General features: G+C 67.5%; 11 protein-coding genes. 5 read left to right on the top strand and 6 right to left on the bottom strand.

What is annotated here, in order from left to right; translation table 11 throughout:
• Nucleotides 1-113 precede the first annotated feature (113 nt).
• The 3 genes from N5D20_RS21735 to gap all read right to left on the bottom strand — a co-directional run bounded on the left by N5D20_RS21735 (nucleotide 114) and on the right by gap (nucleotide 5,292).
• Nucleotides 114-1,490, bottom strand: a complete 1,377-nt coding sequence (locus N5D20_RS21735; protein WP_197579267.1) for a DUF3999 domain-containing protein — start codon at nucleotides 1,488-1,490, stop codon at nucleotides 114-116.
• Nucleotides 1,487-4,162 (bottom strand): DUF2339 domain-containing protein, encoded by a 2,676-nt coding sequence (locus tag N5D20_RS21730; RefSeq protein WP_197579268.1) that lies wholly within the window; start codon nucleotides 4,160-4,162, stop codon nucleotides 1,487-1,489. The genes N5D20_RS21735 and N5D20_RS21730 overlap by 4 nt, the downstream gene beginning before the upstream one ends.
• Before the next feature lie 125 nt (nucleotides 4,163-4,287).
• On the bottom strand, nucleotides 4,288-5,292 hold the full coding sequence (gene gap / locus N5D20_RS21725) for a type I glyceraldehyde-3-phosphate dehydrogenase (RefSeq protein WP_197579269.1): 1,005 nt from the start codon (nucleotides 5,290-5,292) through the stop codon (nucleotides 4,288-4,290).
• Between the two features lie 193 nt (nucleotides 5,293-5,485).
• Between gap and N5D20_RS21720 the strand changes: the two genes are divergently transcribed.
• From N5D20_RS21720 to N5D20_RS21710, 3 genes are all read left to right on the top strand, one after another.
• Nucleotides 5,486-6,115, top strand: coding sequence for an OmpW family outer membrane protein (locus N5D20_RS21720; protein ID WP_049437095.1), 630 nt, complete (start codon nucleotides 5,486-5,488; stop codon nucleotides 6,113-6,115).
• Between the two features lie 419 nt (nucleotides 6,116-6,534).
• Nucleotides 6,535-7,353 (top strand): S1/P1 nuclease, encoded by an 819-nt coding sequence (locus N5D20_RS21715; protein WP_164193057.1) that lies wholly within the window; start codon nucleotides 6,535-6,537, stop codon nucleotides 7,351-7,353.
• Nucleotides 7,354-7,364: 11 nt separating this feature from the next.
• The gene (locus N5D20_RS21710; protein ID WP_049453725.1) at nucleotides 7,365-8,165 is read left to right on the top strand and encodes an MBL fold metallo-hydrolase; all 801 of its coding nucleotides are present in this window, start codon (nucleotides 7,365-7,367) and stop codon (nucleotides 8,163-8,165) included.
• Between the two features lie 57 nt (nucleotides 8,166-8,222).
• Here the strand turns inward: N5D20_RS21710 and N5D20_RS21705 are convergent, their stop codons facing one another.
• From N5D20_RS21705 to N5D20_RS21695, 3 genes are read right to left on the bottom strand one after another with little or no spacing between them, the layout of a single operon-like run.
• On the bottom strand, nucleotides 8,223-8,786 hold the full coding sequence (locus N5D20_RS21705) for a hypothetical protein (RefSeq protein ID WP_049481686.1): 564 nt from the start codon (nucleotides 8,784-8,786) through the stop codon (nucleotides 8,223-8,225).
• Complete coding sequence (locus tag N5D20_RS21700; protein WP_197579270.1) at nucleotides 8,783-10,024, bottom strand: TonB family protein; 1,242 nt, start codon at nucleotides 10,022-10,024, stop codon at nucleotides 8,783-8,785. Before N5D20_RS21700 ends, N5D20_RS21705 begins: the two co-directional genes overlap by 4 nt.
• Nucleotides 10,017-10,382, bottom strand: coding sequence for a BlaI/MecI/CopY family transcriptional regulator (locus N5D20_RS21695; protein ID WP_010484077.1), 366 nt, complete (start codon nucleotides 10,380-10,382; stop codon nucleotides 10,017-10,019). Before N5D20_RS21695 ends, N5D20_RS21700 begins: the two co-directional genes overlap by 8 nt.
• A gap of 118 nt (nucleotides 10,383-10,500) precedes the next feature.
• On the opposite strand from N5D20_RS21695, the gene N5D20_RS21690 reads away from it, so the two are divergent.
• Together N5D20_RS21690 and N5D20_RS21685 are read left to right on the top strand one after the other, a co-directional pair.
• Entirely contained in the window at nucleotides 10,501-11,058 is a 558-nt protein-coding gene (locus N5D20_RS21690) for a flavin reductase family protein (RefSeq protein ID WP_197579271.1), read from the top strand.
• A gap of 34 nt (nucleotides 11,059-11,092) precedes the next feature.
• A complete protein-coding gene (locus N5D20_RS21685) occupies nucleotides 11,093-13,045 on the top strand; it encodes an acetyl-CoA hydrolase/transferase C-terminal domain-containing protein (protein WP_197579272.1) in 1,953 nt (650 codons plus the stop codon).
• Nucleotides 13,046-13,136 lie beyond the last annotated feature (91 nt).

The raw sequence follows: 13,136 nt of genomic DNA, 5'->3' as shown, positions 1-13,136 counted from the left end.
AGGACGTACTTGCGGCGTCCGCCGCGAACCCACCCCGCCCGGCCAAGCGCGGCTTTTGCTTTTGCTTTGCACGACCACCCCCACCCACGAGGGGCTGCGCCGTTCGCCGGAACCTACGCCGAAGGCGCCGGCTTCTGCCGAAGCAGGCTGACCGCCAGGCCGCCCACTACCAGCACACCCAGACCCAGCAACGCCCACAGCAACCACGACTTCCAATCATGCTGCGGCTTCAGCGCCGCGTCGCCGGCCAGCGGCTCAGGGCTGCCTTCCAGTCGTGCCAGCGTCGGCTGCCACGACGGGTCGTTGCGCAAGCGCAGTTCCTCGATCAGCACGCCAATCGGCGCCTCCGTGCGGCGCGCGGTCGAGCTGCCCACCGCCAATGCGTAGGGCGCCGCGCCCTGGCTCAGGAATACCAGTACTTCGGGCTGGTAACCCAGGCGCAGAGTCGGTGCGGTGGCCGTTTCGGCGGGGTTCGCCACCAGCTTCCAATAACGATCCCGATGCACGCCGCCCAGCGGCTGCGCGGCCGATTGCTGCCGTTGGCCCTGCGCGCCCTGCTGCAGCTGATAGGCAATCCACGGTGCACTGCGGCGCTGCCATTCCGCGCTCTGGTCATCGCGGCTGAACAATGTCCACTGCACCAGGCTGTTGTCGGTGCTGGCCACGTCGGCACGTGCGGCCGGGAAGCGGCCATCCATCTCGAAGGTGTACTCGCCCTTGCCCTTCGAGGTCGGTTCCAGCAACAACCATTCCCACGGCAGTGTGGCCGGTGCCGGCGGCAGCTCGGCCAGTACGCTGCGCAGCGTCGGCAGACGCGCATCGCCTTGCGCCAGCACGCGCAGATAGCGCGCTTCACCATCCACCTGCAGGCGGCGCTGCAGCAGGCGCTTGCCGGCGCGCTGCAGATCCACCAGCGGAATGTCGCGGCCAATCGCACGCCAGTGCTGCAGGTCGTCGCTGACGTCCAGCTGCACCTGAGCCTGCAACGGCTGGCCACTGTCGGCCCAATCCAGCACCAGCGCCGCCAGCGGCTGCTGGCCGAGCACGCTGGCGTCGATCAGCCAGCCACCCTGCCCGCTCGCCGCCGCACCGCCACTCACGCGGGCTTCCACGCGACGCACACGGCCATCGGTATCGCGCTCGGTCAGCAACTGCAGGTCGTTGCGCTGTGCTTCGGCCAGTGGCGGCAACGCGAACCACGGCAGCTCACGCTGCACCGGCGGCTGCGCCAGCGGCTGATCCGCCGCCAGCAAGGCCGACGGCAACGATTGGCCGGCGGCATTGAACACCTGCACATCGCCCAGGTCCGCACTGCCGGCGCGACGGTAGATCGCCGGTTCCAGCACAACACGGTAGGCACCCGATTGTGCGCTGGACAACGTCAGCGGCCACTGTTCGGCGTACTGGGTACGGTAATCGGCGGCCTGTGCGGTGACGACGGCCAGCATGCCGAACATCGCCGGCAGCAGCGCCCTGCTCCACGTCCTCATTGTTTTTCCTCCACGGTCGGCGCCGCGCTCGGCGGTGCCGGTGCCAGATAACCCACGACCGTGCACAGCAGGCCGTAGGCGATGAACGATGCGATACCCAACAGGTTGCCCAGGTGCTGGCGATCGATGAGTACCAGCTTGGCCAGCACCACGCCCATCAGCACCGCACCCACCATCCACAGCACGCGCTGGCCGCGGCGCGAACCCCAGACCCAGGCGATCACGCCGAGCACGCTCCACAGCACGGTCAGGCTGGTCTGCGCCAGGCTGGAACGCATCATCGACGAACTCCACGACAGGCCGCCCCACTGATGCACGCCGTGCAGCACCAGGCTGGTCAGCGCGACGAAGGTGGCCAATGCCAACAGCGGCAGCCGGATCTTCACCAGTGCCTGCGGCGCCTGCCCGCTGTACAGCCAGCGCGCCAGCAGCGCCAGGCTCAACCACTGCCCCAGCTCGGCCGGGTTCAACACCGGCAGCCACAGCAGCGGCGCTGCGTCACCCGGCAGCAACTGGCCGAACAGCCAGCCTGCGGACAGCAGGCCGAACAGCACGCACTGCAACGGCAGGCGCACGCTGTCGAAGGCAGCCCCCAGCGGCCAGCGCAGTGCATCCCAGCGCCACAACGACAGCGCCGCCATCAGCAGCCACGGCAGCGTGAACAACAGCAGCGTCCAGCCCTGTGCCAGCCCGGCCTCGCCACCGCCCCACAGGGCCAGCAACGAAAGCAGCGACGGCCACAGCAGCCACCACAGGAACTGCGCGATGCGTGCCACGGTGTTGCCGCCCTGGCGCAGGCACAGCAACGTACGTACGCCCAGCGCCGCAAACACCGCCCAGGCCAGTGCGCCATAGCCGGCGAACGGCTGCTGGTGCGCATCGCTCTGCATCAGCGCCAGCGGGAAGCCCAGGGCCAGCATCGCCAGGGCGGTTACGCCCAGCGCGCGTGCCGGCTGGCGGCGCTGCATTTCAGCCGCCAGCCAGGCCGTGGCCGCGACCAGCACCAGCAACGCATCGGCCTGCGTGCGGTGCGGGAAGAAGCGGAAGATCTCGTGCACCAGGCCGCCCAGCCACCACAGCAGGCCCCACAGGTAGTAGACCAGTGCGATCTCATGGCGCTCCCTGCGCTGGTAACTCCATGCCGAAGCGAAACCGGCAATGGCCAGCAGCAGTGCACCGATGGCGGTCGGGTTGAGCAGGAAGCGTGCGTCTTCGAGCCAGTGGTCGGCGCCGGCCACAAAGGCGAACGCAGCACCGATCTGCAGCAACGCGCCGGACACCTGCGGCAGCCAGCGTTTCTGGCGCAGGCCCAGCCAGGCCAGGCCCGCACCTTCCAGCGCGAACACCGCGCCGGTGGCACGCGCAGACAATGCCAGCGGCACCGCCAGCGTGGCGAAGCCCACCGCCAGCACCGCATGCGACTGCGCCAGCACGGTGTAAGACGCGCGCGCGATCAGTGCCCGCGCCAGTACGGCGTAGATCGCCGCCAGGCCCAGCGCGCACAGCGCCAGCGTCATCGGCTGCTCGTGCAGCATGCCCGCCTGCATCGAGAAGGCGACCAAGGGCGTGCCGAACACCAGGCTGCCGTCGACCAGGTCACGTCGCCCGGCGGGCTGCCGGCGCGCGTACAGCAGCGGGATCAACAGGTAGAAGGCGAAGAACAGCAGCAGGAACGGCTCGGTGCTGCTGAACTTGTCCGGCGCGTACTGCAACACGCCCCAGAACGTACCGATGCCGAAGGTAAAAGCGAAGCCAAGCAGGTTCAGCGCACGCCACGGACGGAACCAGGCGATGGCGAAGATGCCAGCGTTGAGCACCGCGTAGTAGCTGAACAGACCCACGTGGTTGCCACTGCCGGTGGACAGCCACAGCGGCGCCATGAAGCCGGCGAGGATGCCCAGCACCGCCAACGTGCGCGAGTTCTGCACCACCGCCAGCACGCACAGGCCAGCCACCAGCGCGATCGAACTGGCGAAGGCAAACCCGGGGTTGAGCAGCTCGAACCGTTTGAAGGCGGCGAAGATGGTCAGCAGCAACACGCCAATGGCACCGCCCTGCAGCGCCAGTGCGAACAGACGCCGGCGCTCACGCTGGTGCCAGCCGAACGCCAGCAGGCCCAGCGCACCCACGGTGACACCGGCCAGGCGCAGCTCGATCGGCAGCACCAGCCAGCCCTGGTCGCTGACGTACTTCAACAGCGCGGCAACACCGGCCAGCAGCACCAGCATGCCGATCTTGACCGGCACGTTGCCCTCGGTGAACCAGTGCTTGACCGCTCCGATGCCGCGCTCGATGAAGTTGGGCAGCGCCGGTTCGGAAGGCAACGGCGGCTGCACCGGCGCGTGTGGCACCGGCGGTGGTGCGACCGGGCGCAGCGCCTCCGTTGCCGCAGGCACCACTTCGCGCACCGGCGGCGGCGTTGGCTGGGGCGGAGGCGGTGCGGCAGCCGCCACCGGCCGCAGGAACGGCGGATCGGCGCCGGCCGCAGGCATGGGCGCAGCCCGTTCTGGCGCAGGCTCGGCTGCAACCGGCCGGGCGGCCGGCGCGGCGGCCAGGGCACCTTCCAGCGCGGCCACACGGCGGCGCAGGCCGGCAATCATCACCAGCGCCACCACCAGCAGCAGCGGGATGGCCAGCAGGACCAGTACCACCAGGGCGATCAATGCTTCCATTGCATGCTTCCATTGCAATCCCGCGCCCCAGCGGCAGCGGTCGACCGGCCCATGCTACGACAGGGCTGGCCCCATAAACGACGAACCCCGGCCAGGCCGGGGTCCGCGTGCGATCTTGGCCGGCCTTACTTGGCGGCGACGACCTTGGCCATTTCCAGGCACTTGTTCGAGTAGCCCCACTCGTTGTCGTACCAGGTGACCAGCTTGACGAAGGTGCCGTCCAGGGCGATGCCGGCCTCGGCGTCGAACACCGAGGTGCAGGTCTCGCCGCGGAAATCGGTGGCCACGACCTTGTCTTCGGTGTAGCCCAGGATGCCCTTCAGCGGGCCTTCGCTCTGTGCCTTCACTTCAGCGCAGATCTCGGCGTAGGTGGCTTCCTTTTCCAGCTCGACGGTCAGGTCGACCACCGACACGTCCGAGGTCGGGACACGGAAGCTCATGCCGGTCAGCTTCTTGTTCAGTTCCGGAATGACCACGCCGACGGCCTTGGCCGCACCGGTGGACGACGGAATGATGTTTTCCAGGATGCCACGGCCACCGCGCCAGTCCTTGTTGGACGGGCCATCGACGGTCTTCTGGGTGGCAGTAGCCGCATGCACGGTGGTCATCAGGCCACGCTTGATGCCCCACTTGTCGTTGATGACCTTGGCCAGCGGGGCCAGGCAGTTGGTGGTGCACGACGCGTTGGAAATGATGGCCTGGCCGGCGTAGGTCTTGTCGTTCACGCCGAACACGAACATCGGCGTGTCGTCCTTGGACGGGGCCGACATGATCACCTTCTTCGCGCCCGCATCGATGTGCTTCTGCGCGGTTTCCTTGGTCAGGAACAGGCCGGTGGCTTCCAGCACCACATCGGCGCCGACTTCGTCCCACTTCAGGTTGGCCGGATCGCGTTCCTGGGTCAGGCGGATCTTCTTGCCGTTGACCAGCAGGTCGTTGCCCTGCACCGATACGTCGGCCTTGAAACGACCGTGCACGGAGTCGTACTTGAGCATGTAGGCCAGATAGTCCGGCTCCAGCAGATCGTTGATGGCCACGATTTCGATGTCGTCGCCGAAGTTCAGCACCGCCGAGCGCAGGACGTTACGCCCGATGCGACCGAAACCGTTGATACCAACCTTGATTGCCATGTTCTCAAGCTCCTGCGGCCGCGACGGGTGCGGCGGGATGGATAGGGCCCACAAGTCTAGCAAACCGGGGCTGGCCACCGCGGGCCAGCCCCGGCGGGCAGCGGGCCGGCAGACAGGATTTGATCCGGATCAAAGCGTTAGCGCGATGTGAGGCCGAGACTGGCCACATCCACCCAGCAACGAGATCACCCCCATGCGCAAGACCTCCCCCCTGATCGTGGCCAGCCTGGCCGCCGCCCTGTCGCTCGCCGCCGCCCCGGCCATGGCCCAGTCCAAGGGCGACTGGACCATTTCCGCCGGCGTGCACCAGGTGGCCCCGAAGTCGAACAATGGCTGGCTGGCCAACCACACCCTGAAGGTCGACGTCGACAACGACGTCAAGCCGACCATCACCGGTGAGTACTTCATCGCCGACAACCTCGGCATCGAAGTACTGGCCGCGCTGCCGTTCAAGCACGACATCAACATCAATGGCCTGGGCCGCGTGGGCAGCACCAAGCAGCTGCCGCCGGTGGTGACCGTGCAGTACCACTTCAACAGCAAGGGCAAGGTGTCGCCGTTCATCGGTGCGGGCGTGAACTACACGACCTTCTTCAGCGAAGACACCACCGGTGCGCTGAAGGACAGCCGCCTGAAGCTGCAGGATTCGTGGGGCCTGGCCGCGCATGCGGGCGTGGACTTCGCGATCGGCGAGAAGGGCGCGCTGCGCGTGGACATGCGCTGGATCGACATCGACAGCAAGGTGAAGTTGAACGGCGAGAAGATCGGCACGGTCAACATCGATCCGCTGGTCTATGGCGCTTCGTACGTCTTCAAGTTCTAAAGCGGTGTGTTGAGCGCGGGGGCTTCGCCCCCGCTCCCCCGCCGCACGCAAAACCCTCGCAGCATGTTGCCCCGGTGATTGCCGGGGCTTTTTTGTGCCTGGGACTGAAGCGGTTCCGGAGCTGGGGCAAGGCGGGGAGCCTGCACATCCGAGGCGTAATGGTTGCCTGCAATTGCAGAAGGCGGATTTTGATCCTGCATTTGTTCTTGATGTTGCCTTTGACGTTTGCATCCGCCTCCGCGGCCATGTTTGGAGGGGAGCGCAGAGGGAGGGGCGGCGGGACCGTTGGCGCCATGGATGGCGCCATCGAGCCTCCAGGGACGGATTCACGGCGTGTCCCGCCGCCCCTCCCTCTGCGCTCCCACTTCGGAACAGGAACGCGCCGCTCTTCAATCCACCTACCCCGCTAGAATGTGCGCATGAAAGCCCTGCACTCCCTGTTCCTCGCCGCCGCCCTGGCGCCGGCCCTGCTGTCCGTCTCCGCCCCCGCACATGCCTGGGGCGCGCAAGGCCACCGCCTTGTCGCCGAAGTCGCCGACGCCCGCCTCAGCCCCGCCGCCCGCGCCGAAGTGGGCCGCCTGCTGGCCACCGAACCGGACGCCACGCTGGCCAGCATCGCGCCGTGGGCCGACCAGCTGCGCGCCAAGGACCCGGGCCTGGGCCGCCGCTCGGCCGGCTGGCACTACGTCAACATCGCCGAAGACAACTGCCACTACGAAGCACCGAAGCACTGCAAAAACGGCAACTGCATCGTCGAGGCCCTGAAGGCACAGAGCGCCATCCTCGGCGATCGCAGCCTGACCGACGGCGAGCGCCTGCAGGCGCTGAAGTTCGTGGTGCATCTGGTCGGCGACATCCACCAACCGATGCACGCCGGTTACGCCCACGACAAGGGCGGCAACGATTTCCAGCTGCAGTTCGGCAACCGCGGTACCAACCTGCACTCGCTGTGGGACAGCGGCATGCTCAATACCCGCAAGCTGGACGATGCGGGCTATCTGCCGCTGCTGCAGAGCCAGCGCGCGCCGAAGCTGGCGCGCCAGTCCAACCCGCAGCGCGACCCGCAGACGTGGGCCGAGGCCAGCTGCCGCATCTCCATGCAAGCTGGCGTTTATCCGGCCACGCGTAAAATCGGTGACGAATACACCGAACGCTACCGGCCGCTGGCCGAAGCGCAGCTGCGACTGGCCGGTGAGAACCTGGCGCAGTTGCTGAACCGCGTGCTCGGCACGCGCTGAGGAGAGTTCCGATGTCGGTCCAGGTGCAGTCGTTCTTCCACCGTGACAGCAACACCTTCAGCTACCTGGTCAGCGACCCGGCCAGCGGCGAGGCGGCGCTGATCGACCCGGTCCTGGACTACGACCCGGATACCGATGCCAGCAGTGAAGCGCCGTTGCAGGCCGCGTTGCAGGCCATCGAACACCAGGGCCTGCAGCTGCGCTGGCTGCTGGAAACCCATGCCCACGCCGACCATGTGTCGGCCGGGCGCCGGCTCAAGCAGCGCTTCCCGCAGGCCACGCTGGCCATCGGTGAAGGCATCCGCGCGGTGCAGGCCACGTTCGCACCGCGCTATGGCCTGCAGCTTCCCGCGGCCGATGAGATCTTCGACCACCTGTTCAGCGATGGCGAGACCTTCGCTTTGGGTGAACTGCGCTGCCAGGTGATCGCCGTGCCCGGCCACACCAGCGACAGCATCGCCTATCTGATCGACAATGCGCTGTTTACCGGCGACTCGCTGTTCATGCCCGACGGCGGCACTGCCCGCTGCGATTTCCCGGGCGGCGATGCCGCGCAGTTGTACCGCTCAATCCAGCGCCTGCTGGCCCTGCCCGATGCGACGCGCGTGTTTGTCTGCCACGACTACGGCCCCGGTGGCCGCGGGTTCGCCAACGAAACCACCATCGGCCAACAGCGCGCGCACAACATCCACGTGCACGACGGCGTAGCCGAGGCAGAGTTCGTCAGCGTGCGCCAGGCCCGCGATGCGACGCTGGAAGAACCGAAGCTGATGCAGCCCGCAGTGAAGGCCAACATCCAGGGCGGGGCCTGATCCACGCCGCTGGGCCCGCCGGGCATGGCCCGGCGCTACCCCGGTCATCGCGAGCGATCATTTTCCCTGCGTGCGCACCACGTGCTGGCCCTTCACGATCTCGAAGGTAAAGGCATATTGCAGGGTGACGGCCACCGGTTCGACACGCTCGGCGCCCCGGCAGTCACCGCGATTGGCAGGCACCTTGCCGGCCGCGAAGTGGCAGACCGCTGCGGACGAGTACTTCCACATCGCCACGGCTTCCTGCGCTGCCTGCAGCAGGGGCGCATTCTCGCCCGCAGCACCTGCCGCGCACTCCGGGCGATCGGTCAATGGCAGGCTGCGCTCGACGTCGCCGTTGGCATCAACCACCACCTGCAGGCAGATGGTGGTCGGCGCCAGTTCCGCGCGCGGGTCGCGATCACCGACCTCCGGGTCCGGTGCCGCGTACAGTTGCGGCATCCGGTAGCCCTCGGTCGCACCCAGCGAATACACCTGCAGCTGCCCACTGCCGCCGCCCGTCTGCGGCTGCAGGCGCTGGTGACCGACATTCTCGCTGCGGGTATCGACGGTGGTCAGGCGATCCTGGGTTGCACACCCCACCAGCAGCGCCGCCATCATCAACAGCGGCGCGGACTTCACTTCGCGTCCTCGGTGTCATCCATGGCGTAGGTGATCGGAATGCGTACGGCACCGGCCACCGGCTTGCCGTTCTTCACCGCGGGACGATAGGTCCAGCTGCGCGCGGCGGCGACGGAGACGGCGTCGAACACCCCCGGATTGGTCGCACTGAGTACCCGCACATCGGTCGGATGGCCCTGTGCGTCCACTTCGATGCGCAGATTGACCACGCCTACCTGGCGTTGCTCGACGGCGGACTTCGGATAGGACGGCGGCGGCATCTTGTCCACCTGGATCGGCCGGTCCAACCCCGCCTTGGCCGCATCGTCCTGCGCATGTTCGAACGGCTCGACACCGATCCGGGTGCCACCGGCCGCACCGCCCTGGCTGGCCCATGCCACCGCCCCCATGCCCACACACAACCCGACCACCAGCACCTGCCCGGACACCCACGGCAATGCCTTCCGCTTGGACTGCTTCAACATGGCGATACGCTCCTTCAACACGGGTTGGCTGCGCCAATGGCAGACCGCGGGCGCAACCGGGTGGACCAGCTGCGCCTTCAGCAGCGTGCTGGCATACAGGCCGCGCAGCGAAGGCTGCGGACCGATGGTGCGGGCATCGCAGGCCAATTCCTGATCGCGCAGGAAGCGGCGTGCGGCCCATGGCAGCAGCGGGTGGAACCAGAACACCGCGCGCGCCAGCAGCAACGCGCCGTTGGCCCAGTGATCGCCATGGCGGCGATGGCTGCGCTCGTGCTGCAGGATCAGCCCCTGTTCCTGTGCGCTGAACTGCTGGTCGAATGCCGGGCCGACCACGATGCGCGGCCGCCACAGGCCAACCAGCGCCGGCAGGCCGGGGTCGCCGCTGGCCTGCCAGCTGCCATCGGCGCGCGGCTTCAGTGGGCCCATCCGTCGTTCGAAACGACGCTGTGCGCGCAGGTCGCGCAGCAGGCACAGGCCCGTGCCCAGTGCCCACAGCACCAGCAACAGCCCGGCCCATGGCAACGACGGCCCGTTCAGGGCATCGATGGCACCGGGCATCACTTTCAGCGGCAGCGTGGGTACCTGCTGCAACAACGCAACCTGCGGCAACGGCAGCATCAGTGCCACCAGCAGCATCGGCAGCAGCCACCAGCTGCGGTAGGCCAGCCCCGCGCCGCCCATCCGCACCAGCAGCGGTCGCATTACCGCCAGCAGGACCGCGCCCACCGCCAGCCACAGGCTGGCCTGCCACAATCCGTCGAGCAGCTCAGTCATGGTCCAGCTCCTGGATCAGCTTCTTCAGTTCGGCGATGTCCTGCGCGCTCAACTGGCCGCGCTCGCTGAAGTGCGCGACCAGCGGCGCCACGCGCCCCTCGAAAACACGCCCGATGAAGTCCTGGCTCTGCGCCTCCACCCATGCCTGGCGCTGCAGCAGCGGCCGGTACAGGTAGCGCCGGCCATCGCGCTCGGCAGCGATCGCGCCCTTGGTCAGCAGGCGGTTGAGCAGGGTCTTGATGGTCGGCTCGGCCCAGTCGCGGTGGGCCAGCGCGGCCACCACGTCATCGGCGCTACGCGGTGCCTGCTGCCACAGCACCTCCATCACAACGGCTTCGGCTTCGCTGATCGGGGTCATGGTTTACATCCGTAATCGACATACCGATTACGCGCGTAATCGAATCGTCTGTCAAGCCCCTCTACTCCAGGTTCATCGCACGTGCGCCAGCATCGATTCCTCCCGCCCCAGGCCCTGGATGAAAGCGCTGCCCAAGAAGGATTTCCCGGTCGAGCAGGCCCGCCGCTTCCTCGAACCCGGCCCGATCGTGCTGGTCAGTACCGCGTGGCAGGGCCAGCGCAACCTGATGACGATGGGCTGGCACATGGTGATGGGCTTTTCGCCGTCGCTGGTCGCCACCTACCTGTGGAATGAAAACCACAGCCATGCACTGGCCGTCAGTAGTGGCGAGTGCGTGATCAACGTACCCGGCGTGGAGCTGCTCGATACCGTGGTCGACATCGGCAACTGCAGCGGCCGCGAGGTCGACAAGTTCGCGCGTTTCGGGCTGGATGCAGTACCTGCGCGCGAGGTTGGCGCGCCGCTGGTCGGACAATGCCATTCCTGCTTCGAATGCCGTCTCTACGACGACAGCCAGGTGCAATCGAGCAACCTGTTCATCTGGGAAATCGTGCGTGCACACGTGGCGCCACGGCCGAGATTGCCGCGCACGGTGCACTACCGCGGCGATGGGCAGTTCATGGTGTCCGGCGCCGAAGTCTCGCGTCGACGGCGGTTCAAGCCCGACATGCTGTAATGCCAGCACTCCCCCACACGCAGGACCGCCGCGCATGACCGAACACCTCACCGACCTGGACGCCGCCGTCGACTGGTTGTTTGCGCGCGTGGACGGGCCGCTGCGGATCGGGGCACCGCTGGCACTGGGCAAGCCACACCGGCTGCTCAATGCCCTCTACGCACGCGTCGAGCACGACCCTTCGCGGCCGCTGCAGCTGTATACCGCACTGTCGCTGAATCCGCCGAAGGCCCGCGGCAACGGTCTGGAAGCGCGCTTCATGGCACCGTTCGCGCAGCGCCATTTCGGCGACGATTTCCCGCGCCTGGCCTATGCCGATGCGATCGCGCGCGACGCGTTGCCGGCACATGTGCAGGTGGAAGAGTTCTACATGCAGTCCGGCGCCCTGCTCGGTTCGCGGCAGGCGCAGTCCAGCTACACCAGCCTGAACTACACCCACGCCGCCGATGCGGTCGCCCAGCGCGCGCCGCAGGTGATCGTGCAGAAGGTGGCGATGCGGCCGGATGACCGCCGGCTGTCGTTGTCGTGCAACAACGACATCACCCAGGACACGCTGGATGCGATGACCGCGCGCGGCCTGCCGCGGCCCCTGCTGATCGCCGAGATCGACCCGCAGCTGCCCTATCTGGGCGGCTCGGCGACGGTCGATGTGTCGTTCTTCGATCTGGTGATCACTCCGCCACCGCCGTACCCGGCGCTGTTCGGGCTGCCGCGGCAGCCGGTCGGCGATGCCGACTACGCCATCGGCCTGTACGCCAGCACGCTGGTGCGCGACGGCGGCACCCTGCAGATCGGTATCGGCACGCTGGCCGATGCACTCAGCCATGCGCTTGTGCTGCGCCACACCGACAACGCCCGCTACCGCCGCGTGCTGCACGCGCTGGATCCGCAGCTGGCCAGCCACCCGCTGGTGCAGGAGATCGGCGGGCTGGATCCGTTCGAAGTGGGCCTGTACGGCTGCAGCGAGATGCTCAACGAGGGCTTCCGCCGGCTGGTGCAGACCGGGGTGATCAAGCGCAAGGTGCACGACGACCTGGCGCTGATGCAGCGCATCGAAAATGGCAGCACGCTGTCCATCGACCACGCCACCCTGGCCGCCGAGGGCGAGTACCTGCACGGCGCGTTCTACCTGGGCTCGCCGGAGTTCTACGAGTGGTTGCGCACGCTGCCGGAAGATGAATGCCGGGCGATCGGCATGCGCCGCATCAGCGAGATCAACCAGCTGTACGGTGGCAACGAGACGCTGGAACGCCTGCAGCGCCGGCACGCGCGCTTCTTCAACTCCTGCATGATGGCCACCGCGCTGGGCGCGGCGGTATCGGATGCGCTGGACGATGGCCGCGTGGTGTCCGGCGTGGGTGGCCAGTACAACTTCGTGGCGATGGCACATGCCCTGCCGGAAGCGCGCAGCGTGCTGATGTTCCGCGCCGCGCGCGATGACAAGGGCCGGCGTGAATCCAACGTGCGCTGGAACTACGGCCACACCACCATCCCGCGCCACCTGCGCGACATCTACCTGAACGAGTACGGCATCGCCGACCTGCGCGGTCTGACCGACGAGGACTGCGTGCATGCGATGACCGCGATCACCGAAGCCCCGTTCCAGGGCGATCTGCTGCAGCAGGCACATGCCGCGCGCAAGCTGCTGGCGACCGCGCAACCGCACCCGGTGCGCCTGCAGCGCAATACGCCGCAGGCATTGGCGGCAGCGCTGGCACCGTTCCGCGCCGATGGCAGCCTGCCGGACTATCCGTTGGGCAGCGACTTCAACGAGATCGAGCAGGTACTGGTGAAAGCGCTGGGTTGGCTGAAGGCCAACACGCAGACCCGCGGCGACAAGCTGCGTACCGTCTGGGCAGCGTTGCGGCAACCGGCCGGCGACGGCGATGCGGTGTACCTGCAGCGCATGGGTCTACAGGCCCCGACGGATTTCGCAGAGCGCCTGGACGCGCGACTGCTGCGCCTGGCGCTGGCACGCACTGCCTGAGAAAGGGGGACGGAGGGGATCAAGTCGTTCATGCACAGACGACTTGATCCCCTCCGTCCCCTTTTTCTTGCAGCAAAGAAAAGGCCGGCGT

It is taken from the genome of Stenotrophomonas sp. GD03877 (assembly GCF_029840555.1).
GTDB lineage: Bacteria > Pseudomonadota > Gammaproteobacteria > Xanthomonadales > Xanthomonadaceae > Stenotrophomonas > Stenotrophomonas geniculata.
This window is presented reverse-complemented; position numbering and strand designations above follow the sequence as displayed.

What these genes read in the sequence shown, in the direction of transcription:
- N5D20_RS21685 (WP_197579272.1), top strand. Translation starts at nt 11,093, where the DNA reads ATGACCGAACACCTCACCGACCTGGACGCCGCCGTCGACTGGTTGTTT.
- N5D20_RS21700 (WP_197579270.1), bottom strand. Translation starts at nt 10,024, where the DNA reads ATGACTGAGCTGCTCGACGGATTGTGGCAGGCCAGCCTGTGGCTGGCG.
- gap (WP_197579269.1), bottom strand. Translation starts at nt 5,292, where the DNA reads ATGGCAATCAAGGTTGGTATCAACGGTTTCGGTCGCATCGGGCGTAAC.
- N5D20_RS21735 (WP_197579267.1), bottom strand. Translation starts at nt 1,490, where the DNA reads ATGAGGACGTGGAGCAGGGCGCTGCTGCCGGCGATGTTCGGCATGCTG.
- N5D20_RS21710 (WP_049453725.1), top strand. Translation starts at nt 7,365, where the DNA reads ATGTCGGTCCAGGTGCAGTCGTTCTTCCACCGTGACAGCAACACCTTC.
- N5D20_RS21695 (WP_010484077.1), bottom strand. Translation starts at nt 10,382, where the DNA reads ATGACCCCGATCAGCGAAGCCGAAGCCGTTGTGATGGAGGTGCTGTGG.
- N5D20_RS21730 (WP_197579268.1), bottom strand. Translation starts at nt 4,162, where the DNA reads ATGGAAGCATTGATCGCCCTGGTGGTACTGGTCCTGCTGGCCATCCCG.
- N5D20_RS21715 (WP_164193057.1), top strand. Translation starts at nt 6,535, where the DNA reads ATGAAAGCCCTGCACTCCCTGTTCCTCGCCGCCGCCCTGGCGCCGGCC.
- N5D20_RS21720 (WP_049437095.1), top strand. Translation starts at nt 5,486, where the DNA reads ATGCGCAAGACCTCCCCCCTGATCGTGGCCAGCCTGGCCGCCGCCCTG.
- N5D20_RS21690 (WP_197579271.1), top strand. Translation starts at nt 10,501, where the DNA reads ATGAAAGCGCTGCCCAAGAAGGATTTCCCGGTCGAGCAGGCCCGCCGC.